Origin of the sequence: Tardiphaga alba, from assembly GCF_018279705.1 — a bacterium.
Taxonomy (GTDB): domain Bacteria; phylum Pseudomonadota; class Alphaproteobacteria; order Rhizobiales; family Xanthobacteraceae; genus Tardiphaga; species Tardiphaga alba.
The window spans coordinates 1,558,549-1,580,104 of the sequence record NZ_CP036498.1; the positions used below are offsets into that span (position 1 = coordinate 1,558,549).

The window sequence follows — 21,556 nt, forward strand, 5'->3', positions numbered from 1 at the left end:
GTTCGAGTGTTTAGGGAAACTCGCGGGAGAGGGCTCAGATTCTCGGGAAAAGAGCATTGGCTGAGGCCATGCGCGTTACCGAAAACGTGATTTCCCTGAAAAATTCCCTGTTTGCAGGGAATCTTCCCGGAGATAATTACGAACAGCACTCCCGCCCCAGCCAGGCAGTCCGGGCATTCGGCCAGAACGCCCGCCCCGCCGAGAAAGGCCCGCATTTCGCGGCCTTTCGCGCATTCCGGAAAGTCTTCGGCTGGCACAGTCGACCCCATGCACCGGCAAAATCCGGTGGATAAGCTCAGGGCGGCGACGGCGCGTCATCGGTACAATCCAAGACGCCATCAGGCAGGCGCCTCCGAAATATCACGAGCTGACTTGTCAGTTCGATCTCGTCTCGAAATTATGAAAACAAAGTCCACTTTGATGATCGGAGCATCGAGCAGTCTATTGGTGTGGTCGGTAAGCGAGGTCGCGTGCTTTTGCAGCCATCGCTCAGCAGTCGCGACGGTGCCGCATGAAAGCGACGGCGTTTCGTTGCGGAAGCTATCCCTTATTTTGTTGGGTAGTGGTCTCGATCGGAGAACTTCTCGTCCCAAGGTTCCGCCGCTTTGTAAATTCGGATCGCGGCACGAGCCCGGAGCGTATTACAGCCGAGTTGCTGCTTGTCGGCTCGTCACACGGCGTATGTGTAGCTTACCGGACCCGGTCGGTAAGAGACTTGATGAGAGAAGCGCGCACGCCCGAAACATGTTCACGCATGATGGCTTCCGCGCGCCACGGTTCGCGGGCCAAGATCGCTTCGTAGATCCGGTGATGATCGTCATGTCGCCTGCGCACGTCGCGGTGCTCGAAGGCGACGATGTTGCGGGTTGAGGACATCGGGACGTGGTGGCAGATTCTGATCATCTCACTCAGCATGCGGTTGCGCGCAGCCGATAGCAGTGTGTCGTGAAAATCACCGTTGATGCCGCGATAGAGCAGAAGATCGCCTTCGGCGAATTCGCCCGGCGACAAAAGTTTGTCGCCTGCGACTAGGCTCTTCTCGATGATGGCGCGTTCGTCGTCGCTCAGGCCGCGTTCGGCGGCAAAGCGTGCCGCGAGTCCTTCCAGCGAAGCCCGGATCTCATAGGCGTCGACAATCACGTTGAGCGGAAATTCGCGAACGATGAAGCCGCGATTGGGCGCGTAGTCGAGCAGTCCTTCGCCGGCCAGCGCCTGCAGTGCGGCGCGCACCGGGGTGCGCGACACATCCAGCGTCTTGCTCAGCCGAACCTCATTCATGCGCTCGCCGGCGCTGACCGCGCCCTCGAGGATGAAATTGCGAATTTGCTCCATGACCGAGAGGGATCGGTTGCCGGCGCGGACGCCCGTGGTCTCAGCCGTTTTGAGGTCAGTCAGGTCGGACATCTCGTTCGCTCGCATGGCAAAAGTGGATACACTTCTGTTTGAGTGTTCTGACATCGATAGTTCATCTTACAGAATTACGCGAGAAATATGCATGAAAATCACGCAAGAAGGGTAGGCAATCTGTAGAAATGTTGATCAGTCACACAAAGTGTATGTAATTTTTGTTGACACCCGTTTGAGACGCGCAATGATGCGGCAACGGAAACGACCAAATGAATGGCGCATCTCATGGGTTCAGGAAAGCCGATTAGCGAAAATGCGATCGAGGAGATTACCGCGGATCGTTCTCCGCACTATGAGCCGTTCGGTTGGCATCATTGGCCCGAGCATCCCTGGCTCGCCTATCAATTCCGTCGCGGCCTGGGCGAAACGCAGGAAGGCGGCGGCAGCGTTTCCGAGGTGATGCTGGCGGGATCGCGCATGATACCCGGCGATCTGGAGAGCTGGCATAAAGAGTGGATGGTGATTGCCGATGCCAATTGGCAGCGCGGTCTGGCCGAAGAAGGCCTGGGTCATATCCGCACGGCGATGAACTGCTTCCTTCGCGCTGCCGATTACTATCGCCAGGCGGAATTCCATCTCGAGCCGACCGATCCGCGCCGGCTTCCGACCTTCGAGAAGATGGAAGCCTGCTCACACAAATTCATCTCCCATCTTAATCCGCCCGGTGAGGTCGTCGAAATTCCGTACGAGCCGGGCAAGCCGATCTGCGGCTATTTCATTCGCGCGCCATTCCCGGGCGACAAGCTGCCGGTGCTGATCTGCATGGGCGGCCTCGATTCCATCAAGGACGAGATGTGGTTCATGCAGGCCCATGGCTGCCTGCAGCGCGGCATCTCGGTCCTGATGGTCGATTTGCCCGGGCAGGGCGGCACGCTTCGTCGCCACGGGCTGGCCACGCGCGCCGATACTGAAGTGCCGGTTGGCAAGTGCATCGACTGGCTGGAGCAGCGCGCCGATGTCGATCCCTCGAGGATTGCCGTCTGCGGCTCCAGCATGGGCGGCTACTATGCCGCGCGCGCCGGCTGCTACGAGCATCGCCTCGCAGCCGTGATCTCGCACGGCGCGGTGTGGTCGGTGCATGACATGTGGGGGCAGAAAGGCGACGATTTCGGCCTTGCGATGCATATTCGCTGGGTCTTCGGCGCCAAGACCATGAAGGATGCGCATGAGCTGATGAAGCCGTTCACGCTGAAGGGGCACCTCGAACACATGAAGTGCCCGTATCTGGTCCTGCATGGCGGGCACGACGTTCTCACCGTCACCGCAGCGCGTGCGACCTATGATCATGCCATCGCCAATGGTGTCGATGCGACATTGCGCGTGCTTGAACCGGAAGAGACGGGCGCCGAGCATTGCCAGCATGACAACCCGACCATCGGTCAGGAAGTGCTGTCCGACTGGCTGGCCGACAAGTTCGGGATCGATCAGCGCAAGCTGCTGAAGACCTCCTACAATCCGCTGGTGTAACGATGAATCTCGGTGTGGACCACGTCAAGGCTGCCGTCGTTGCCATCGACCTGCATCGCGGTCATCTCGACCTGTCGGTGGCAACCATGCCGACTACGCAGGAGGTGGCGGATCGCGTCATCGCCGCCAACAAGCGACTGTTCGACTGGTGTCGTGCGCATGGCATCCTCGTCGTGCATCAACTGACGTCCTATCGCGACGAGGCGGAAATCCGCGCCAATCCATTCTGGCGCACCCGCGCCGAAGATCCAAAGGCGACGCGGAAAAACGTGATGCGGCACAACATCATGGGCGGCCCCGGCTGCACCGTGATGCCGGAGCTGCTGGATTCCCGCGATTTCATCGTCAATACCAAGAAGCGCTATGACTGCTTTCTCGGCACCGACCTCGATTTCGTGTTGCGTTCGCACGGCATCAACACGCTACTGATCACGGGTGTGAACACCAATTCCTGCGTATTGGCCACCACGACGGCTGCCAATGTGCGCGACTATTCCGTGATTGTTGTCGAGGACTGCGTGGACAGTATGGACGGCCCCGAGCTTCATGCTGCGGGCCTTGCCTGCATCCGGACCGCCTTCGGCTTCGTGATGGATACGGATGAAGTCATGAAGCTCGATAGCCTTAAGGCTGGCAGGAGCGCGGCATGATCCGATTCAATCTCTCATTGTCGAAGGGTTTCCAGTCATGACCGGTCCCATGCAGCCGCGCGAGCGTTGCGACTTTTCTGCGATCGTTGATCGTCCCAAGCTGAAGTTGCCGGGCAATGCCCGCATGATCTTCTGGACCATCGTCAATTTCGAGGTCTGGGATATTTCGAAGCCGATGGCGCGCCAGGTCATTCCGGCGCCGACGGGCGTACCGCTGTTGCCCGACGTGCCGAACTGGAGCTGGCACGAATACGGTATGCGCGTCGGCGCTTGGCGCTTCTTTGAGCTCTACAAGAAGCTCGGCATCAAGCCCACACTGTCGATCAATGCGCGGGTGTGCGAGGACTATCCGCGCGTGGCGCAGGAGGCCAAGGATCTCGGCTGGGAATTCATGGGCCATGCCTATGAGCAGGGGCCGATCCACAAGGAGGCCGACCAGAAGGCGATGATCAATCGCTCCATGGACGTCATCGAAAAATTCACCGGGAAGCGCCCGGTTGGCTGGCTTGGACCCGGCCTGACGCAGACGCTGGAGACGCCGGAATATCTGGCCGAAGCCGGCGTGAAATATATTGGCGATTGGGTCTATGACGACGAGCCGACGGTGATCCGCACCGAGAAGGGCCCGCTGACGACGCTGCCTTACACTGTCGAGATGAACGACATTCCGATGATGATGGTGCAACATCACGAGGCCACGCAGTTCCTCAATCGCGCCAAGGACCAGTTCGACCGCCTTTATGCCGAGAGCGCCGATCGGCCGAAGATCATGTCGATCGCGATTCATCCCTATATTTCGGGCCAGCCGTTCCGCATCAAATATCTCGAAGAGGTCTATAAATATGTGAGCCAGTTCGAGGGCGTCGTGCACTGGAACGGCGAACAGATTCTGGACTGGTACAACACCCAGGTGACCAAGTGAGCGTGGCGGGTCAGCAGGTTCTGCCGCCGGTGCCGGTGATAGGCGTTCCGGTTCTTGGCGGCGGGTTCTTTCCGGTACGTCGTGTTTATTGCGTCGGCCGGAACTATCTCGATCATATCCGCGAGATGAAGGAAGCCGACGAACGCGATCCGCCGTTCTTCTTCCAGAAGCCACGCGATAGCGTGGTTCCGGATGGGTCACGCGTGCCGTATCCGGCTTTCACCGCGGACTTTCAGTTCGAGGTCGAGCTCGTACTGGCCATCGGTGAGCCCGGCCGCAATATCGCAGTGGAAGACGCGCTCGAACATATCTGGGGCTATGCGGTCGGCATCGATCTGACCCGGCGCGATCGTCAGCGCGATGCGCGCGACATGCGTCTGCCCTGGGAAATGGGAAAGAGCTTCGATGCGTCCGCGCCATGTGGCGTGATCACGCCGGCCCGCGACGCGCGGCACTTCAACAATTGCGCCATCACTTTGTCCGTGAATGGCGTCGAGAAACAGCGTGGCGACATCGGCCAGATGATCTGGAGCGTGCCGGAAATCGTGTCGCAACTGTCCAAGCAGATGAAGCTGGAGCCGGGCGACCTGATCTATACCGGAACCCCGGCTGGTGTCGGCCCCGTTGTGCCGGGTGATGTCATTGATGCGCGGATCGATGGGCTGCCGTCGCTCGGCATCACCATCGTTGCGCCGGAGGAGTGAGCATGCTGCCCACCGAACGCATCTCCTATTCGCCGATCGACAGCCGTCCGCCGCTGAAGCTGCCGAATGGCAAGCGCATGGCCGTGTGGATCATCGTCAATGTGGAGGAATGGGACGCCAAGCAGCCAATGCCGCGCACGGTGTTGACACCGCCGGCCGGCGGTTCGCCGTCGCCGGACGTGCCGAACTGGGCCTGGCATGAATACGGCAACCGCGTTGGCTTCTGGCGCATGCTGAAAGTGTTCGACGACTACAAGCTCCCGGCGGCGCTGGCGATCAACGGGTCGGCGATCGCGGCCTATCCGCCCATCGTCGATGCCGCAAAAGCGCGCAATTGGGAGTTCATGGGGCACGGCTTCACCCAACGCAACATGCAGAAGGTGGAGAACGAGCGCGAGGACATCCGCAAGACCGCGGACGTGATCGAGGACGTCACCGGTAAGCGGCCGCGTGGCTGGCTCGGGCCGGGCCTGACCGAGACCTGGGAAACGCCGGATCTGCTCAAGCAGGAAGGCTATGAATATGTCTGCGACTGGGTGCTGGACGATCAACCGGTCTGGCTGAAGACGACGACCGCCCCGATCGTCAACGTGCCGTATACGCAGGAGTGCAACGACGTCGCCATGATGCTGATCCAGCATCACAAGGCATCGGAATATTACGACCGCGCCATCGACCAGTTCGAGCAGATCTACGAGGACGCTGCCGATAGTGCGCGCGTCATGGCATTGGTTGTGCATCCCTACATCATGGGGGCGCCGCATCGTCTGAAGCATTTCCGACGCATCTTCGAGACCATCCAGAAGAAGCCGGACGTCGCTTTCATGACGGGTGAGCAGATCCTCGATTGGTATCTCGATGTCGGGCCGAAAGCGCCGACGGTCTAACGGCAGGCAAAGTCACAGGGCATGAGCCTCTTTCAAATTCTCAACGGCCTGACCTTCGCTGCGCTGCTCTTCGTGGTGGCGAGCGGGTTCACGCTGATCTTCGGCCTGCTGCGCATCGTCAACCTCGCGCATGGCGCGCTGTATCTGTTTGGCGGCTATATCGGCTACACCGTCGCGATCAAGACCGGCAGCTTCCTGGTCGGCGGTATCGGCGCCATGGCGGCGATTGCGGCTATCGGCTTCGTGCTCGATCAGGGCCTGCTGCGTTTCGTACGCGGCAATGAGTTGCGGCAGGTGCTGCTGACGCTGGGCGTGGCGTTCTTCCTCAACGATCTGGCGCTGGTGATCTGGGGCGGCGACAGCTTCACGGTGCCGATCCCCGAATTGCTGCGCGGCGGCACGCGGGTGTTCGGCACGTTCTATCCGATCTATCGCCTGTTCGTGTTGGTCACCGGCATTCTCGTCTTTATCGGCTTGTGGGTGTTGCTGAATCACACCAGGCTTGGCGCACTGATCCGCGCCGGCGTGGATGATGCCGAGATGGTGGAAGCGTCCGGCGTCAATATTCGCCGCGTCTTCCTCTTCACCTTCCTGTTCGGTTCGGCTCTGGCCGGCCTTGGTGGCTTGATGGGCGGCGCGTTTCTCTCGCTTTACCCGTCGGCGGACGCGGAAATTCTCACCTTCAGCCTTGCCGTGGTGATCATCGGCGGCCGTGGCAGCCTGGTTGGTGTTGCCGTCGGCAGTCTGTTGGTCGGCCTGTTGAATACGCTCGGCCAGGTGATGTTCCCAGAGCTTGCTTATTTCGTGATCTTCGGACCGATGGCGGTGCTGCTCGCATTCCGTCCGCTCGGCCTGTTCGGACGTGCCACATGACGCAACCTGCACCACGATCCTCTCGCTTTGCCGGCATGACCGGACGAGGCCTCGTCATCGCGACGGCGGTCGTCCTTGTCGCGGCGCTGCTGCCGCTGGGCCTGTCGAGCTATCAGGTCGGGCTCGCGACCGAAATCCTGATCTTCGGTATCCTCGCGATGTCGATCGACATTCTTGCGGGCTTTGCAGGTCGCACCTCGCTCGGCCATGGCGCGATCTTCGGCGTCTCGACCTATGTGGTGGTGTATCTGACGGCCCAGGGCGAGATGTCGCCCTGGATCGCGCTGGTGCTCGGCGTCGCCGCCGCAACGGCGGTGGCCTCTGTCTTCGCACTGCTAGCGGTGCGAACCTCCGGCGTTTACTTCCTACTGCTCACGCTGGCGCTCGGCATGATCATCTGGGGCGTGTGCCTGCGCTGGACGCAGGTCACGGGCGGAGAGAACGGCATGCGTGGCGATGTGCGTCCCGCCGCTCTGGTGGGACAAAGCGCCTTCTATTGGGCTGTGCTGGCCTGCGCGGCCGCGGTATCCTATGCGATGTGGCGCTTTGTGAATTCGCCTTTCGGTCTGACGCTTCGCGGTATTCGCGACAGTGAAAGCCGTATGCGCAGCCTCGGCTACAATGTGCCGCTGCATCTGTTCATTGGCTTCACGGTGTCCGGTATCTTCGCCGGCATTGCCGGCGCACTCTATGCGATGTTCAACAATTTCGTTAGCCCATCGACCGTGGCGCTCGCCCAGTCGGTGGAAGGCGTTCTGATGATGATCGCGGGCGGTGTCGGCACGCTGTTCGGTGCGTTTGTCGGCGCGGCAGCCATCATCATCCTCGAGAACATTGTCAGTTCCTACACCGAGCGCTGGCTGATGGTGCTCGGCGTCACATTCGTTCTCATCATGATCTTTGCCCCGGAGGGCATCATCGGAAAGCTTCGCGCACTCACCTCGCGCAAGCCGCGATAAGTCGGTTTCACGTTTCAATCGGGTACTCACGAAAGGACTTCGAGATGGATCGCAGACAATTTCTCAAGACCTCTACCGCCGCTGTTGCCGCAGCCGGCGTCGGCGCCGCTCCCTGGCGTGCAGCCCAGGCGCAGGCGACGCCGATCAAGATCGGCTTGCTCGCGCCACTCACCGGCGTGGTCGCCTCCGGCGGCAAGGAAATGGTCGAAGGCGTGCAGTTCTATCTCGACCAGGTGAAGAACGAGATGGGCGGCCGCAAGGTCGAACTCGTGATCGAGGATGACGCATCGAATCCGGACACGGCTCTGCAAAAGGCCCGCCGCCTGGTCGAGCAGGGCAATTGCCACATGCTGATCGGAAATCTGCTGGCGAATACCGGTCTGGCCGTCGCCAACTACGTCAAGGGCACCGGTACGCCTTACTTCATTCCGATCATCGCGGCCGATGATCTCACCCAGCGGGCGCGCATCAAGAACGTGATCCGCGTTGCCGGCTACACGGCATCGGCATTCACTCATCCGTTCGGTGATTGGTGCCTGAAGCAGGGCTACAAGAAGATCGCGACGATCAGCCAGGATTACACCTTCGGCCACGAACAGTGTGGCGGTCTCGCCCAGGTGTTCACCGAAGGCGGCGGCCAGATCGTGCAGCAGTTCTGGCATCCGCTGAACACGGCGGATTTCAGCCCCTATCTCGGCCAGCTCGCCGATCTCAAGGTCGATGCGATCTTCGCCATGGAGACCGGCGCCGATTCGACCCGCCTGATCCAGCAATATGCGTCCTTCGGCCTGAAGGGGAAAACGCCGCTGCTGATGGCCATGAACGGCACCGATCAGTCGGTGATCCGCACCATGGGCCCGGAATGCGAAGGCATCATCGCAGCCGCCCATTTCGCCGAAGGTTCGGATGTGCCGACCACGGCGAAGTTCTCGAAGGAATACGAAGCCAAATACGGCAAGATCCCGTCGCTATACGGCTTCTCGATGTATTCCGGCATGATGTGGATCGATGCGGCGCTGAAGAAGGTGGGCGGCAAGGTCGAGGATCGCGAGGTCTTCATCGATACCGTGCTGAAAACCGAACTCGACAACTCGCCACTGGGCAAGACCGTCAAGTTCGACGACTACGGCAATCCGATCTACGACGTCTATATTCGCAAGACCGTGAAGCGTGCGGACGGCAAGTTCTGGAACATTCCGATCGAGACCTATCCGAACGTCTCGCAGTTCTGGAAATATGATCCGGCGACCTACCTGAAGCAGCCGGCTTATTCGCGGACCTTCCAGGGCATCAAGAAAACCTGATCTCCATCAACGCAGACATCGGAGCGCGGTCAGGCCGCGCTCCGCCTGACGGGAAACATACGTGTCCGAACCGATCCTGACGCTCAGCGATGTAACGGTGGCCTTCGATGCCTTGAAGGCGGTCGATGGCGTCAGCCTGACCGTGCCGCGCGGCCAGCGCCGCGCCATCATCGGCCCTAACGGCGCCGGCAAGACCACTCTGTTCAATGCCATTGCCGGTGCACATCCGCCGACATCCGGCAAGATCACTTTCAATGGCCACGACGTGTCCAAACTGCCGCCACACCGGCGTGCTCAGCTTGGTATCTCGCGCACCTTCCAGATCACCAACCTGTTTCCCACGCTCAGCGTGCAGGACAACATGATGCTGGCACTGCGCGGATTGAAGCCGAAGAAGTTCTCACTGTTCGGTTCGCCTGATCCTGATGGGACGGAGGCGGCGCGTATTGCTGCCGCGCTGAAAGCTGCGCGCATTGCCGAGCGGGCAGACGTCATCGTCAAGGAAATGTCCTATGGCGAGCAGCGGCAGCTTGAGATCGCCATCGCGCTGGTGACGACGCCGACCATGCTTCTGCTCGATGAGCCCGCAGCTGGTCTGTCGCCATCCGAGCGCTCGATGATCGCTGAGGTCATTCGATCGCTCGATCCCGCGATTACCGTGATCCTGATCGAGCACGACATGGATCTCGCGCTGGGCCTGGTCGATTTCGTTACCTGCATGTTCGAGGGCCGCGTGCTGGTGGAGGAGCCTCCGGAAGGAATCCGCCGCAACGCCAAGGTTCAGGAAGTCTATCTCGGGAAGCCGCGTCATGCTTGAAGTTCGCGATCTGCATAGCGGTTATGGTGATGCGGTCGTCGTCCGCGGCGTATCTCTCGATGTGAAGCCAGGCGAGATCGTGGCGCTGCTCGGCCGTAACGGCATGGGCAAGACCACGGTCATCCGTTCGATCATGGGCCTCGTGCCGCCACAGGTGCGTTCGGGAACGATCACGTGGCGCGGCGAAAGCCTGATCGGCATGCCCGCGCACGACATTGCCGGGCGAAAGATCGCCATCGTTCCGCAAGGGCGCCGGCTGTTTCCGTCGCTGACGGTGACCGAGCACCTGACCATGCTCAAGAGCGCGCGCGCCAAAGATGGCTGGACGCTCGATCGTGTGTTCGGAATATTCCCGCGTCTGGCAGAGCGCCGCAATCATCGCGGTGGTCAGCTGTCGGGTGGCGAACGCGGCATGCTGGCCGTCGGCCGTGCCCTGATGATCGATCCCGAACTGATCCTGATGGATGAACCCTCCGAGGGGCTCGCGCCGGTGATGGTGCAACATCTCGAAAGCATCATCGTGGACCTGAAGAAGGAGGGGCTCTCGATCCTGCTTGTCGAGCAAAACCTCTATAGCGCGCTCGCTGTCGCTGATCGCGTCTATGTGCTGGAGACCGGGCAGGTCGTGCATCACGGGACGTCGGAAGAGTTGAACAACCAGACCGAAGTGCTGTTCCAGCGCCTCGGCGTGCAGTGAGGTTGTGATGAGCGACGAGTTGTTGCGCCAGATTGCGGCCGATCTGAACCAGTCACCGGATACGGCAAGCCGGACCGCGCGCATGAGCGCCCTGGTGACCGACGTGAATGCAAGGATCGCCACTGACGCGCTGAAAATGCTGCCATTCGATTCAACGCCATATGCCTATCAGGCTTGGCTCGCAGACACGGACGATCGCTGATGCCAGCGACGCAGATTGCTGCGCTCGATCTCAGCGCACTCGCCAAAGCCATCGCAGAAGGGGACGTGACCTCGGAGCAGGCAACAACGGTCGCGCTCGATCGCCTCGATGATGTCGGCCGCAAGCTCAATGCCGTAGTTCGGCTTGATCGCGACAACGCACTGGCAGCTGCACGGGCAGCCGACAGGTTGCGCGCCTCTGGCGCCGCATTGCCGCCGCTCCATGGCGTTCCGCTCGCGCATAAGGATCTGTTCTATCGCGCCGGCCACCTGTCCGGCGGCGGTTCAAAAATTCGCACGGATTTTCGCGCTGAAGTTACATCGACTGCGGTCGCGCGTCTGGATTCGGCGGGTGCGCTCGATATCGGCCGCTTGCAGCTCGCTGAATTCGCCATGAGTCCGACTGGCTACAATGAGTCGCTCGGCCATGCGCTGAATCCCTGGAATACTGCGCATGTGCCGGGTGGGTCGTCATCTGGCTCGGGTGTCGCAGTCGCAGCGCGCTTTGTGACGGCGTCGCTTGGTACCGACACCGGCGGGTCGCTTCGTCATCCCGGCGCCATGTGCGGTCTGGTCGGGCTCAAGCCAACCTGGGGGCTGGTGCCGACCGACGGGGTGATGCCGCTCGCGGCGTCCCTGGACTGTTCTGGTCCGCTGACGCGGACGGCGGAAGATGCAGCGCGTATCCTCTCGGTGATCGCCGCGCGCGATTATCTGGCTGGTCTGGGCGAGGGCGTCGCCGGCCTCCGCATCGCGGTGCCCGGCGGCTACTACCGCGAGCTGCTGCACCCGGAGATCGCCGCTGCGCTGGATGAGGCGATCGCGACATTGGCATCGCTGGGCGCGATTATCTCCGAGACGGCGCCGCCGAACATGGGTCTCATCAATGCGCTGATGCAGCTCATCATGGGTGTCGAGGCCGCGACGATCCATCGGCGCTGGCTGATCGAACGGCCGCAGGACTATGCCGATCAAGTGCGCGCCCGTATCGAGCCAGGTCTCTATTATCCGGCGACACGTTACGTCGAGGCGCTGTCCCTGCGCGCGCGGATCACCGAGGACTGGATTGCATCCTGTATGGGTGACGCAGATCTCGCGCTGTTGCCGGCCATATCGATCCCGGTACCGACAATCGCTGCGACCACGGAGGGGGATCCCGCCGATATCGCACGGGTCATCGGCCAGCTCACCCATTGTACCCGCGGCATCAACTACCTTGGCTTGCCCGGCGCTTCCGTCCCGTGCGGTTTCGATCGCGCTGGCCTTCCCATCGCGTTCCAGCTCGTTGGCCGGCCTTACAGCGAAGCCACCATCCTGCGTGCAGCGCACGCTTATCAAGATACGACTGATTGGCATCACCGCGTGCCCGCCGCGGCCGAGATCAATTAAGAAGGGACGTCCCATGCCCATCATCGACATGCATACCCATGCGCTCAGCAAGCGCGTCGAGCCATTGGTGGCCGGCAAATACGATCCGATGGACAATCCCTATCGTCGCGATATGTCGCCTGCGAGTCGCGAAACCGACGCGGAGCAGGGCAAGATACTGCCGGGCCTGATGCTCGATATCGCCAAGCGGCGCGAGATGATGGCAAAGATGGGCGTGGATATTCAGGTGATCGCGCCCGCGCCAGCGCAACAGAATTACTGGGCGGACGAAGAGCTGCTGGTGGCGCTGTCGCGGGTGCAGAACGAAGATATCGCGTCGCTTGTCGCGCAGGATCCCAAACATTTTGGCGGCATGGGCACACTGCCGATGCGGTTTCCGCAGCGTGCCGTCGATGAAGCGGTGCATGCCGTCGAACATCTCGGTCTGCGCGGTTTCCAGATCGACACCCGCGTCGAGGATCTCGAACTGTCGAACGCCGCTTTCGATCCGCTTTATGCGCGGCTCGCCAGGCTCAAGGCTCCCTTGTTCATCCATCCGCTCGGCTTCTCCCATGGCCAGCGTCTCGGTGATTTCTTCATGGTCAACAGCGTCGGCCAGCCGGTGGAAGAGACAATGGCGATCGCACATTTCATCATGGGCGGCATCCTCGATCGTCACCCCGAACTCGATGTGGTGATCGCGCATGGCGGTGGCTATTATCCATTCTACGCCGCGCGCATGGACCATGCGTGGAAGGTGCGGCCGGAAGTGCGCCGGCTGACGGCGGAGGCGCCCTCGACCTATCTGAAGCGCATGTGGTTCGATACCTGCGTTTTCTCTTCGGGACTGATCGAAAATCTCGTTGCCACTGTGGGCGCTGATCGCGTGATGATGGGATCTGACTATCCGTTCGATATGGGTGATGATGACCCGGTCGGTCTGGTGAAACAGGCAAAGCTGTCTGATGCCGATCGCGAAAAGATCCTGTTCGGGAATGCCAGCCGGCTGTTTCGGATCGCCTGACGTCGGCGTCGAAGATCGATGGATCTAAGGCGCTGCTGCGAAGTGCGCTAGGGAGCATATAACATGATGAACGATGGCAAGCCCTATGGGCTCTATATCAATGGCCGCTTTCAGCCGGCTTCGTCCGGGCGCACGATCCGTGTGGAAAACCCGAAGGACCGCAGCCATGTTGCGGATGTTGCCGAAGGCGATGAGACGGATATCGACCTCGCGATCGATGCGGCCGAGCGTGCGGCGGCCGTCTGGGCCGCAACGCCGGGTGCCGTACGCGGCGACATCATGCATCGCGCTGGCGAATTGCTGGCCAAGAAACTCCCGGAGCTGGTGACGATCGAGGTCGATCAGATCGGCCGTGCGCGGCGTGAGATGAGCGCACAGCTCGGCCGTCTGCCCGAATGGTTCCGCTATTTCGGCGCTTTGGCGCGCACGCATGAAGACACGGTGCCGCCGTTTGGCGGCAACTTCCTGAACTACACTCGCCGTGTGCCGCTCGGTGTCGTTGGCCATGTCACGCCATGGAACCATCCTCTCCTGATCCTGACCAAGAAGATCGCGCCATCGATGGCCGCGGGCAATACGATGGTGGTGAAACCCAGCGAATTGGCGCCGATCACGCCGCTGCTGCTGGGGGATATCTTCAAAGAAGCCGGGGTCCCGGATGGTGTCTATAATGTCGTGCCGGGATTTGGCGGGACTGCAGGCAAGGCGCTGACAACCAGCAAGCGCATCAAGAAGATCGATCTCACCGGCGGCACCGAGACCGGCAAGATGGTCGCGTCACTGGCCGGTGCCAATCTCACCAAGGTTGCAGCCGAACTCGGTGGCAAGGCCGCCGTGATCATGTTTGACGATACACCGGTCGAGCGTGGCGTTGCCGCGGCGCTGTTCGCGTCTTTTATCGCCACGGGCCAGACCTGCGTGCAGGGTGCGCGTCTGCTGGTCCAGCGGTCCGTCCATGACGCCGTGGTGGCCGAATTGGCCAGACGAACGGCGGCGATCCGCATCGGCGATCCGCAGGACATGGCAACGCAAATGGGACCGCTCGTCTCGGCCAGGCAGCGCGATCTCACCGAACGATATGTGAAGATCGGGCTGGAGGAGGGCGCCGTGCTCGCTGCCGGCGGGAAACGGCCCGATGGCGCGCAATTCGCCGATGGCTACTATCACCAGCCCACCATCTTCACGAACGTGACGCCGAACATGCGGATCGCCCAGGAGGAAATCTTCGGCCCCGTGGTGTGCGTGATTCCGTTCGATACCGAGGAAGAAGCGATCGCAATCTCCAACGGCACCGAGTTTGGCCTCGCGACGTCGATCTGGACACGCGATGTCACTCGTGCGCATCGCGTCGCTCACCAGCTGCAGAGCGGCATCGTATGGATCAACGATCACCACCGGATCGATCCCTGCTCACCATGGGGCGGTTTCAAGATGAGCGGAATCGGACGCGAAAACGGTGTCGTCGCCTATGAGGAATACACGCAGATCCAGAACATCATCGTCAACCTGTCCGATGAGCCTTTCGACTGGTATGCGGAAGACGGCAAAGAAAAGCGTTACAGCTAGAACGTCGTGCTTGGAGCTTGTTCTTTCTAAGCTTTCGTCAAGCTCGTGATCCTTTGCAGTAGAGCTGGCCGCGGATGCCCGGTATGATCCGCGGTTTTGATACGGGTAGTCTCAATGCCTATCGTATCGACATGCCGTAGCAGGATTGCGCCCGTGATTCTGATCGACGCATCAAAAGCAGCCATCGTGCTTGCTGATGCGTCGATCTCGCGCAGTTTCCAGTGGTGACCGGCAGTTAATCGCTGCCGTCTGTCTTGTTCTTTGTCAGCGATATCACCGGCGCCTGCACCCGTTCATCGACACGAAGGCTGAACAGATCCGGCCTTGCATAGTGTCCGACCGGGTCGAAGTCGAGCTTGGCACCCAGGATGTCGTCGGTGTCGATATCTGCGGTGAGGATGCCTTCTTCGTCGAGCAGTGGACCGGCTAGTACCTCGCCGAGCGGCCCCACGATCACCGAGCGGCCATGCATCATCCATTCGTCATGGTCTGCTTCGATGCGGCTGTTGTAGTCGGCGGGGAAATCGGAACGACGCATCACCTGGCAGGCGCTGATGACGAAGCAGCGCCCCTCCATGGCGACGTGGCGCATGGTCGGGATCCAGGTCTCGCGGTCATCGGCGGTCGGCGCAGCCCAGATCTGGACGCCCTTTGCGTAATAGGCGGCGCGCATCAGCGGCATGTAATGCTCCCAGCAGATCGCGCCGCCGAGGCGGCCATAGGGTGTATCGACCACGGTGAGTGACGAGCCGTCGCCAAAGCCCCAGATCAGCCGCTCCGACCCCGTGGGCATCACCTTGCGGTGCTTGCCGAGCAGGCCTTCGGGGGAGAGATACAGGGCCGTGCAATACAGCGTGCCGCCATCGCGCTCCATCACGCCGACAACCGCGTGCATGTCATGTTTGGCGCAGGCCGCGACGAGTTCATCCACTTCGGGGCCGGGGACCGCGATGGCGCCGCGCACATAACGGGCGAAGTCGACGCGGCCTTCCGGTGTGCGTCGTCCGACGCAGCAACCGAAGTCGAGTCCTTTCGGATAGCCGCCGATGAAGGCTTCCGGGAAAACCGCCAGCTTGGCGCCGGTCGCGGCGGCGTCGGCGATGAGGGTCGCGACGCGTGCAGTCGCTGCCGCTGCGTCGAAGGGAATGGTCGCGGCCTGAACGGCGGCGACTTTCAACTTGGCCATCTCGGTTATTCCTCGTGATGCGTCTTGGGTGCGCGGGGGTGATTGTCCTGCCAGACAGGACGGATGAGATCGAAAATATCGTTCGTGCGGATATAGGCGGATGCGCCGTGCATGCGTCCGACGAGGTCGAGTGCGTTGTGATCGACGCGCGGGCGATCGGGATCGCCGGTGAGAATGTGTTCGGCGTAGTGCGCATGGAGCACTTCGCCGACCACCAGCAATTGGCCGGGTCCGGTGTCGAGCAGATGTGTTTGCCGGCATTCGAAGGCGACGGGAGAGGCGGCGATCCGCGGTGGCTGGATCGCAAGGCTTGGCAAGGTCGTAAGGCCGGCAAGCGTGAGTTCGTCGATATCCGGTGGCGCGTCGATGCAGGTGATATTCATTGCTTCCGTCAACGCGAACGGCACCAGGTTGACGACGAATTCGCCAGTGGCCTGGATATTGGCGGCGGTGTCTTTCGGCGCGCCCGGGCGTGCCAGAACGCCGAGCGCAATCACGGGGCGATCGGAGCCGAACATGTTGAAGAAGGAGTAGGGTGCGGCATTGATTGCGCCGTCACGGGAGCAGGTCACGACCCATGCGATCGGACGCGGCATGATGGTGGAGGCCATCAGGCGATAGCGGTCATCACCGGACATGGCGGCGAAATCGAAATGACGCGTCGGGGCCAAGGCGGGAGGCAGCAACGCTTGTCGCTCATGCAATTCTGCGTGTATCTCGCTCATCTCGGTCCTATCGAATGGCGGCTTCACGAGCAGACGTGCTTACGGCCCATGGGCCGTAAGCGTTGGTCTGGATAAGGTGACGTACGATCAGGCGCGTGTGATCTTCACCGACTTCGGATCGAAGCTCTTGGTCGCGGCGTCCTTATCGACCGCACTCGCGATCTTGGTATCGACGAACTTGGCGACGTCGGGCAGCTTCGGCAGCAGCTTGGCCTCGACGCCCCACTTGCCGAGCGCTTCCATCTTGGCGATCTGTTCCGGCGACAGTGTCACCTTGATGTCCATGAACGTCTTCGCGTTCCAGGCCGGATCGTAGCTCGACGCCTTCTGCAGCACTTCCACCGGGATATTCTTCGCCGGTTCGAGCGAGCGGAACCAGCCATTGACGAGGTCATGGTTCTGGCTTGCGAAGAACAACGCTTCGGCATTGGCGCGCAGGAAGCGCTTCAGAACTTCCGGGCGCTGCTGGAAGAACTTGTTGTTCGCCGACAGCGCAATCACGGGCGTGACGTTCTGCGACACGACCTGGGCCGCGCCGGAATTCTCGAAGAAGGAGACGAACGGGTCATAGGTGAAGAAGGCGTCGATGCGCTGCGCGCCGACAGCGTCAGCGAGTTCGGCCGGGCCGACATTGACGAAGGTCATGTCCTTGCCGGGCGTGAGGCCGGCCTTGATCATTGCTTCCTGTGCGTTCTGGAACGCGGTGATGCCGAAGGTGCCGTAGACCTGCTTGCCCTTTAGGCCGGCGATGTCGGTGATGCCCGACTTCTTGGTCGTCAGCACGGCCGAGCGGAATAGCGCCTGCGATGCCACGGTGGTCACCGGCGCGCCGATGGCCATGGTGGTCACCGCAGCGAAGTCGGACAGCGTGCCGATATCGCCGGCGCCCGAAACGAGCGCTTCGGTGATCGCGGGCGAGGCGGCGAGCTGGATCATCTCCATCTTCAGGCCGTTCTTGGCGGCGATGTCGGTGCGCATCAGGACATGGGCGATCTGGGCCGACACGGTAGTCGTGTTGAACCAGCACATTTTGACGAGATCGCCTTCCTGCGCACGCACAATCGTAGGTGTAGCGAAAGGCAGAGAGGCAGCAGCACCGGCGACGAGTTGACCGAAGCGACGACGCGAGATCGTGGATGTCACAGTCTATTCTCCTTTTTGCCATTCAGGCTTCAATGTCTCCCAGAGGTCTTTGACCGTGGAGACGAACCAGGGATCGGATCGCATGTCTGCCGTACGCGGCCGGGGCAGCGGCACAAGGACTTCGTTACGCACGCGGCCGGGGCGCGGGCTCATGACGACGACGCGGTCGGCCAGGAAGACGGCTTCGTCGATACCGTGGGTGACGAAGATCACGGTCTTCTTGGCTTCCGAGGAGATGCGCGCGATTTCTTCCTGCAACAGCACGCGGGTCTGCGCGTCGAGTGCGCCGAACGGCTCGTCCATCAGGAGGATGTCGGGATCAGGCGCGAGCGCACGGGCGATGGCCGCGCGCTGTTTCATGCCGCCGGACATCTGGTGCGGGAATTTGTCCTCGAAGCCGGAGAGCTGCACCATGGCGATCAGCGAGCGCGCGATCTCGGCGCGCTGCGCTTTCGGCATGCCTTTGGCCTTGAGGCCGAATTCGACATTCTGCTGCACCGTCATCCAGCCGAACAGCGCGTAGTCCTGGAACACCACGGTGCGTGACGGATCGGGCTTGGTGATCTTGCGACCGTTCTGCAGGATCTGCCCCGACGTCGCTGACTGGAAGCCGGCAACGATGTTGAGCAACGTGGACTTGCCGCAGCCGCTAGGTCCGAGCAGCGAGATGAATTCGCCGCGGCGAATGCGCAGTGATACGCCGTCGAGTGCGGTGACCGGAGCGTCGGTGCCCTGCGATTGATAGACTTTGCCGACATGGCTGATGTCGATCTGGATGTCCGATGCCGACGTCTGCGCGACGGAATCCCCGGATGCCGGGATTTTGAGAGCGGTGCTGGTGTTCATTGCCGTTCTCCTCAGCTGCGCTCTGACGGTGCCCAGGCATTCACGCGCCGCTCGATCCGTTCGAGGATGGCGGACATCGCGAAGCCGACGAGACCGATCGTGACCATGCCGGCCACGACATTGTTGATCTGGAAAAGCATGCGGGACTGCTGGATCAGGTAGCCAAGGCCCGTCTGCGCCGCGATCAGCTCTGCGGTGACGACGCACATCCAGCCGACGCCGAGCGCGATGCGCAGTCCCGGCAGGATGATCGGCAGCGAGGCGGGGATCAGCACGTCGGTGAACAGCTGCCACGGTTTTGCGCCGAGGCAGAGCGCGGCATTCATCTGGTTGCGATCGAGGCCGCGGACAGCTGTGTAAGTGGCGACGAAAGCCGGGAAAACGGCGCCGAGGAACACGAGGAAGTAAGAGGCGGCATCGCCGAGGCCGAACCAGAGAATGGTGATCGGAATCCAGGCCAGCGGTGGAATCGGCCTCAGCGCTTCAACGACCGGCCGCACATAGTCTGACACCGTGCGCCACCAGCCGCAGATCAGGCCGAGCACCAGGCCGACGATGCAGGCGAGCGCGAAGCCGATGGCCACGCGCTGCAGGCTGGCGCCGAGATGAACCCAGAGCGAACCATCAAGCGCGAGATCCCAAAGCGCCTGTGCGACAGCGACGGGCGACGGCAACAGGAAGCCATCGACAATGCCGAGGCCGGTCACGGCCTGCCAGAAAGCGAAGAACGCGGTCAGGCCGAGGATGGCGCGGATTGAGCGCCCTTTGAACGCGCGCTGCAGCAGGCCCGAGGCCGGCGCCGCGGTTTGAACGGGCAGGCGGCCCGCATCGGCGTTGGCTTCCATATGAGGTCCCTTCTGTGTGTCCAACAGACCTCGCATCCCGAGGCACACAGAAGGCTAGTCAATATCGGCGATTTTCGTCAATTCACACAAAGGTCGCATTTGGGCGAATTTCGAGCTTATTCCGCTTATTTCTGCCGATATGATCATCAATTGCCGCTTAAATGGGCGTGATTATCTACGGTTGTGTCGGCTAAAACCGATAATAGACGGCGGCGATGGTATCGGACATGTTCGCCCCGTACGCGCAGGGGATGGCCTTGGATATCGAAGAGAAATTGGCCCAGATCGGCATCACAGGGACGCTTTACAAGCTGTTCCTGACGGCGGTGCGCCTTGGTGGCGCGTCGGTGACGGAGGTGGCCGCCGCCGCCGGCCTGCCGCGTACAACCGCGCATGACGCGCTTGCCAAGCTGGAGGCGGAAGGGCTCATCAAGTTCGTCGATCACGGCAAGCGCCGTTTCGTGGTCGCCCAAGACCCCGGCATTCTGCTGGAGCGGATCGAAGCCCGCCGACAGATGCTGTCGGACGTCATGCCGGTGCTGCGCTCGATGTATCATCATGAGAGCGGGCAGCCGAATGTGCGCTTCCATCCCGGCCCTGACGGTATCCGAACCGCGTTGTGGGATACGCTCTCGGGTGGCGACAAGGTGTTGCGGGCGACGCTCTCGATGAAGGAGTTGATGGCGGAGCCGGGCCTTGAAGAGATGGAGCGCTATCTTCAGGAGCGCGCGCGTCGCGACATCTGGTTGAAAGTGATCCGTTCGGTGGAGCGCGACATCGTGCCGATCTGGCCGTCCAGCCAGGAGTTCCGGCGTGAACTGCGCTATGCGCCTGCTGACCACACGCTGGCGATGACCTGCTTTGTCTATGGCAACAAGGTCTGCCTGATCTCCTCGGCGCGCGAGAGCTATGGCATGATCATCGACAGTGCCGAATTTGCTGCCTTTCAAGCATCGCTGTTCGATGCGATGTGGAGCTTGAGTACGACGGATGCGAGCTGAGGCGGGTTCAGTCCTGCGCCGGAAGTGAACTTTGAATCTGCCCTTTGAGCCAATGGATGAAACTGCGTGCCTTGCGACCGAGGGGGCGCTGCTTGGGCCAGGCGACATAGTGGGCCATCGGGCGCTCGAACGGTGCGTTGAACAGTGGCACCAGCGTGCCGTCCTCGATCTCGTTGCGCAGGAGGAAGAGCTGGCCAACGGCGACGCCGACACCTTCCACGGCTGCCTGGTAGGTGAGAACTGAGCTCGGGAAGCTCACGCCGACATCGGTCAGCAGGTCCGGACGCTTCACTGCCATCAGCCAATCGGGCCAGTCTGCACGGCGATAGTGCGAATGCAGCAACTGCACCTTGCGGAGGTCGTCGAGTTCGACGAGGCGCGTGCGCTTCAGCAGCTTCGGGCTGCACATCGGCTGAATGGCGTCCTTGAACAGCAGCTCGGTTTCTACGCCGGGCCACTTGCCGTTGCCGAACTGGATAGCGAGATCGACCTTGTCTTTCTCGAAATCGATCGGCGTGACCACATTGCTGATGTTCAGCTTGATGTTGGGATAAGCGACATAGAATGACGGCAGTCGGGGAATGAGCCATTTCGCCGCAAATGTCGTGTAAACGCGAATTTTCAACGGCTCGGCCTTGCCGGTGGCCATCACGCTGGTGGTGGCATTGGCGATGATGCGGAATGCCGGTGCAATCTGGCGCTGAAACTCTTCGCCTTCCGACGTCAGGCGCAGGCCGTGTCGGTCCCGTTCAAACAGACGGACGCCAAGGAAACCTTCCAGCGTCGTGATCTGCCGGCTGATCGCCGGCTGCGTCACGCGCAACTCCGCCGCGGCGCGCGTGAACGACAAATGGCGCGCGGCGACATCGAACACATGCAGCGGATTGAGCGGTGGGATCATGGTCCGATCGACGAATTCTAATCATTACATATTGTAATGACCATATAACCGATGTGCAGTTGT

The 21,556-nt window shown here is 61.3% G+C and carries 23 protein-coding genes; 16 read left to right on the forward strand and 7 right to left on the reverse strand.

Translation table 11 applies throughout. The features are described 5' to 3' along the window. Positions 1-56 precede the first annotated feature (56 nt). Entirely contained in the window at positions 57-293 is a 237-nt protein-coding gene (locus RPMA_RS07360; RefSeq protein WP_211912204.1) for a hypothetical protein, read from the forward strand. Between the two features lie 397 nt (positions 294-690). Here RPMA_RS07360 and RPMA_RS07365 read toward each other — a convergent pair whose 3' ends face one another. Continuing rightward, a complete protein-coding gene (locus RPMA_RS07365) occupies positions 691-1,458 on the reverse strand; it encodes a GntR family transcriptional regulator (RefSeq protein ID WP_328516561.1) in 768 nt (255 codons plus the stop codon). Between the two features lie 162 nt (positions 1,459-1,620). On the opposite strand from RPMA_RS07365, the gene RPMA_RS07370 reads away from it, so the two are divergent. The 14 genes from RPMA_RS07370 to RPMA_RS07435 all read left to right on the forward strand — a co-directional run bounded on the left by RPMA_RS07370 (position 1,621) and on the right by RPMA_RS07435 (position 14,846). Continuing rightward, positions 1,621-2,874 (forward strand): alpha/beta hydrolase family protein, encoded by a 1,254-nt coding sequence (locus tag RPMA_RS07370; protein WP_211912206.1) that lies wholly within the window; start codon positions 1,621-1,623, stop codon positions 2,872-2,874. Between the two features lie 2 nt (positions 2,875-2,876). Further along, a complete protein-coding gene (locus RPMA_RS07375) occupies positions 2,877-3,524 on the forward strand; it encodes a cysteine hydrolase family protein (protein ID WP_211912207.1) in 648 nt (215 codons plus the stop codon). Positions 3,525-3,561: 37 nt separating this feature from the next. After that, the gene (locus RPMA_RS07380) at positions 3,562-4,446 is read left to right on the forward strand and encodes a polysaccharide deacetylase family protein (protein ID WP_249225583.1); all 885 of its coding nucleotides are present in this window, start codon (positions 3,562-3,564) and stop codon (positions 4,444-4,446) included. Then, on the forward strand, positions 4,443-5,150 hold the full coding sequence (locus tag RPMA_RS07385) for a fumarylacetoacetate hydrolase family protein (protein ID WP_249225584.1): 708 nt from the start codon (positions 4,443-4,445) through the stop codon (positions 5,148-5,150). The genes RPMA_RS07380 and RPMA_RS07385 overlap by 4 nt, the downstream gene beginning before the upstream one ends. Positions 5,151-5,152: 2 nt before the next feature. Beyond that, the gene (locus RPMA_RS07390; protein ID WP_211912208.1) at positions 5,153-6,037 is read left to right on the forward strand and encodes a polysaccharide deacetylase family protein; all 885 of its coding nucleotides are present in this window, start codon (positions 5,153-5,155) and stop codon (positions 6,035-6,037) included. A gap of 21 nt (positions 6,038-6,058) precedes the next feature. After that, positions 6,059-6,910: a branched-chain amino acid ABC transporter permease gene (locus RPMA_RS07395; protein ID WP_211912209.1), complete on the forward strand. Its 852-nt coding sequence runs from the start codon at positions 6,059-6,061 to the stop codon at positions 6,908-6,910. Further along, positions 6,907-7,869, forward strand: coding sequence for a branched-chain amino acid ABC transporter permease (locus tag RPMA_RS07400; protein ID WP_211912210.1), 963 nt, complete (start codon positions 6,907-6,909; stop codon positions 7,867-7,869). Before RPMA_RS07395 ends, RPMA_RS07400 begins: the two co-directional genes overlap by 4 nt. 44 nt (positions 7,870-7,913) lie before the next feature. Next, the gene (locus RPMA_RS07405) at positions 7,914-9,173 is read left to right on the forward strand and encodes an ABC transporter substrate-binding protein (RefSeq protein ID WP_211913528.1); all 1,260 of its coding nucleotides are present in this window, start codon (positions 7,914-7,916) and stop codon (positions 9,171-9,173) included. Between the two features lie 61 nt (positions 9,174-9,234). Beyond that, positions 9,235-9,990 carry an ABC transporter ATP-binding protein gene (locus RPMA_RS07410; protein WP_211912211.1) on the forward strand — a complete coding sequence of 252 codons (756 nt, stop codon included), beginning with the start codon at positions 9,235-9,237 and terminating at the stop codon, positions 9,988-9,990. Continuing rightward, positions 9,983-10,687, forward strand: coding sequence for an ABC transporter ATP-binding protein (locus RPMA_RS07415; RefSeq protein ID WP_211912212.1), 705 nt, complete (start codon positions 9,983-9,985; stop codon positions 10,685-10,687). The genes RPMA_RS07410 and RPMA_RS07415 overlap by 8 nt, the downstream gene beginning before the upstream one ends. A gap of 7 nt (positions 10,688-10,694) precedes the next feature. After that, complete coding sequence (locus RPMA_RS07420) at positions 10,695-10,889, forward strand: hypothetical protein (protein WP_211912213.1); 195 nt, start codon at positions 10,695-10,697, stop codon at positions 10,887-10,889. After that, positions 10,889-12,277, forward strand: a complete 1,389-nt coding sequence (locus RPMA_RS07425; protein WP_211912214.1) for an amidase — start codon at positions 10,889-10,891, stop codon at positions 12,275-12,277. Before RPMA_RS07420 ends, RPMA_RS07425 begins: the two co-directional genes overlap by 1 nt. Positions 12,278-12,290: 13 nt before the next feature. Next, the gene (locus tag RPMA_RS07430; RefSeq protein WP_211912215.1) at positions 12,291-13,280 is read left to right on the forward strand and encodes an amidohydrolase family protein; all 990 of its coding nucleotides are present in this window, start codon (positions 12,291-12,293) and stop codon (positions 13,278-13,280) included. Between the two features lie 63 nt (positions 13,281-13,343). Then, positions 13,344-14,846 (forward strand): aldehyde dehydrogenase, encoded by a 1,503-nt coding sequence (locus tag RPMA_RS07435; RefSeq protein ID WP_211912216.1) that lies wholly within the window; start codon positions 13,344-13,346, stop codon positions 14,844-14,846. A 235-nt stretch (positions 14,847-15,081) separates the two neighbouring features. Here RPMA_RS07435 and RPMA_RS07440 read toward each other — a convergent pair whose 3' ends face one another. From RPMA_RS07440 to RPMA_RS07460, 5 genes are all read right to left on the reverse strand, one after another. Next, complete coding sequence (locus RPMA_RS07440) at positions 15,082-16,032, reverse strand: carbon-nitrogen hydrolase family protein (RefSeq protein WP_211912217.1); 951 nt, start codon at positions 16,030-16,032, stop codon at positions 15,082-15,084. A 5-nt stretch (positions 16,033-16,037) separates the two neighbouring features. Further along, a complete protein-coding gene (locus RPMA_RS07445; RefSeq protein WP_328516562.1) occupies positions 16,038-16,670 on the reverse strand; it encodes a flavin reductase family protein in 633 nt (210 codons plus the stop codon). A 174-nt stretch (positions 16,671-16,844) separates the two neighbouring features. Then, entirely contained in the window at positions 16,845-17,900 is a 1,056-nt protein-coding gene (locus RPMA_RS07450) for an ABC transporter substrate-binding protein (RefSeq protein WP_211912219.1), read from the reverse strand. A 3-nt stretch (positions 17,901-17,903) separates the two neighbouring features. After that, positions 17,904-18,746 carry an ABC transporter ATP-binding protein gene (locus tag RPMA_RS07455; protein ID WP_211912220.1) on the reverse strand — a complete coding sequence of 281 codons (843 nt, stop codon included), beginning with the start codon at positions 18,744-18,746 and terminating at the stop codon, positions 17,904-17,906. Between the two features lie 11 nt (positions 18,747-18,757). Beyond that, positions 18,758-19,591, reverse strand: a complete 834-nt coding sequence (locus tag RPMA_RS07460; protein WP_211912221.1) for an ABC transporter permease — start codon at positions 19,589-19,591, stop codon at positions 18,758-18,760. A 227-nt stretch (positions 19,592-19,818) separates the two neighbouring features. On the opposite strand from RPMA_RS07460, the gene RPMA_RS07465 reads away from it, so the two are divergent. Next, complete coding sequence (locus RPMA_RS07465; protein WP_211912222.1) at positions 19,819-20,592, forward strand: TrmB family transcriptional regulator; 774 nt, start codon at positions 19,819-19,821, stop codon at positions 20,590-20,592. A gap of 7 nt (positions 20,593-20,599) precedes the next feature. On the opposite strand, the gene gcvA is transcribed toward RPMA_RS07465, so the two are convergent. Next, the gene (gene gcvA, locus RPMA_RS07470; protein WP_211912223.1) at positions 20,600-21,493 is read right to left on the reverse strand and encodes a transcriptional regulator GcvA; all 894 of its coding nucleotides are present in this window, start codon (positions 21,491-21,493) and stop codon (positions 20,600-20,602) included. Between the last annotated feature and the right edge of the window lie 63 nt (positions 21,494-21,556).

What these genes read in the sequence shown, in the direction of transcription:
- RPMA_RS07365 (WP_328516561.1), bottom strand. Translation starts at nt 1,458, where the DNA reads ATGTCAGAACACTCAAACAGAAGTGTATCCACTTTTGCCATGCGAGCG.
- RPMA_RS07370 (WP_211912206.1), top strand. Translation starts at nt 1,621, where the DNA reads ATGGCGCATCTCATGGGTTCAGGAAAGCCGATTAGCGAAAATGCGATC.
- RPMA_RS07375 (WP_211912207.1), top strand. Translation starts at nt 2,877, where the DNA reads ATGAATCTCGGTGTGGACCACGTCAAGGCTGCCGTCGTTGCCATCGAC.
- RPMA_RS07380 (WP_249225583.1), top strand. Translation starts at nt 3,562, where the DNA reads ATGACCGGTCCCATGCAGCCGCGCGAGCGTTGCGACTTTTCTGCGATC.
- RPMA_RS07390 (WP_211912208.1), top strand. Translation starts at nt 5,153, where the DNA reads ATGCTGCCCACCGAACGCATCTCCTATTCGCCGATCGACAGCCGTCCG.
- RPMA_RS07395 (WP_211912209.1), top strand. Translation starts at nt 6,059, where the DNA reads ATGAGCCTCTTTCAAATTCTCAACGGCCTGACCTTCGCTGCGCTGCTC.
- RPMA_RS07400 (WP_211912210.1), top strand. Translation starts at nt 6,907, where the DNA reads ATGACGCAACCTGCACCACGATCCTCTCGCTTTGCCGGCATGACCGGA.
- RPMA_RS07405 (WP_211913528.1), top strand. Translation starts at nt 7,914, where the DNA reads ATGGATCGCAGACAATTTCTCAAGACCTCTACCGCCGCTGTTGCCGCA.
- RPMA_RS07415 (WP_211912212.1), top strand. Translation starts at nt 9,983, where the DNA reads ATGCTTGAAGTTCGCGATCTGCATAGCGGTTATGGTGATGCGGTCGTC.
- RPMA_RS07420 (WP_211912213.1), top strand. Translation starts at nt 10,695, where the DNA reads ATGAGCGACGAGTTGTTGCGCCAGATTGCGGCCGATCTGAACCAGTCA.
- RPMA_RS07425 (WP_211912214.1), top strand. Translation starts at nt 10,889, where the DNA reads ATGCCAGCGACGCAGATTGCTGCGCTCGATCTCAGCGCACTCGCCAAA.
- RPMA_RS07430 (WP_211912215.1), top strand. Translation starts at nt 12,291, where the DNA reads ATGCCCATCATCGACATGCATACCCATGCGCTCAGCAAGCGCGTCGAG.
- RPMA_RS07435 (WP_211912216.1), top strand. Translation starts at nt 13,344, where the DNA reads ATGATGAACGATGGCAAGCCCTATGGGCTCTATATCAATGGCCGCTTT.
- RPMA_RS07440 (WP_211912217.1), bottom strand. Translation starts at nt 16,032, where the DNA reads ATGGCCAAGTTGAAAGTCGCCGCCGTTCAGGCCGCGACCATTCCCTTC.
- RPMA_RS07445 (WP_328516562.1), bottom strand. Translation starts at nt 16,670, where the DNA reads ATGTCCGGTGATGACCGCTATCGCCTGATGGCCTCCACCATCATGCCG.
- RPMA_RS07455 (WP_211912220.1), bottom strand. Translation starts at nt 18,746, where the DNA reads ATGAACACCAGCACCGCTCTCAAAATCCCGGCATCCGGGGATTCCGTC.
- RPMA_RS07460 (WP_211912221.1), bottom strand. Translation starts at nt 19,591, where the DNA reads ATGGAAGCCAACGCCGATGCGGGCCGCCTGCCCGTTCAAACCGCGGCG.
- RPMA_RS07465 (WP_211912222.1), top strand. Translation starts at nt 19,819, where the DNA reads ATGTTCGCCCCGTACGCGCAGGGGATGGCCTTGGATATCGAAGAGAAA.
- gcvA (WP_211912223.1), bottom strand. Translation starts at nt 21,493, where the DNA reads ATGATCCCACCGCTCAATCCGCTGCATGTGTTCGATGTCGCCGCGCGC.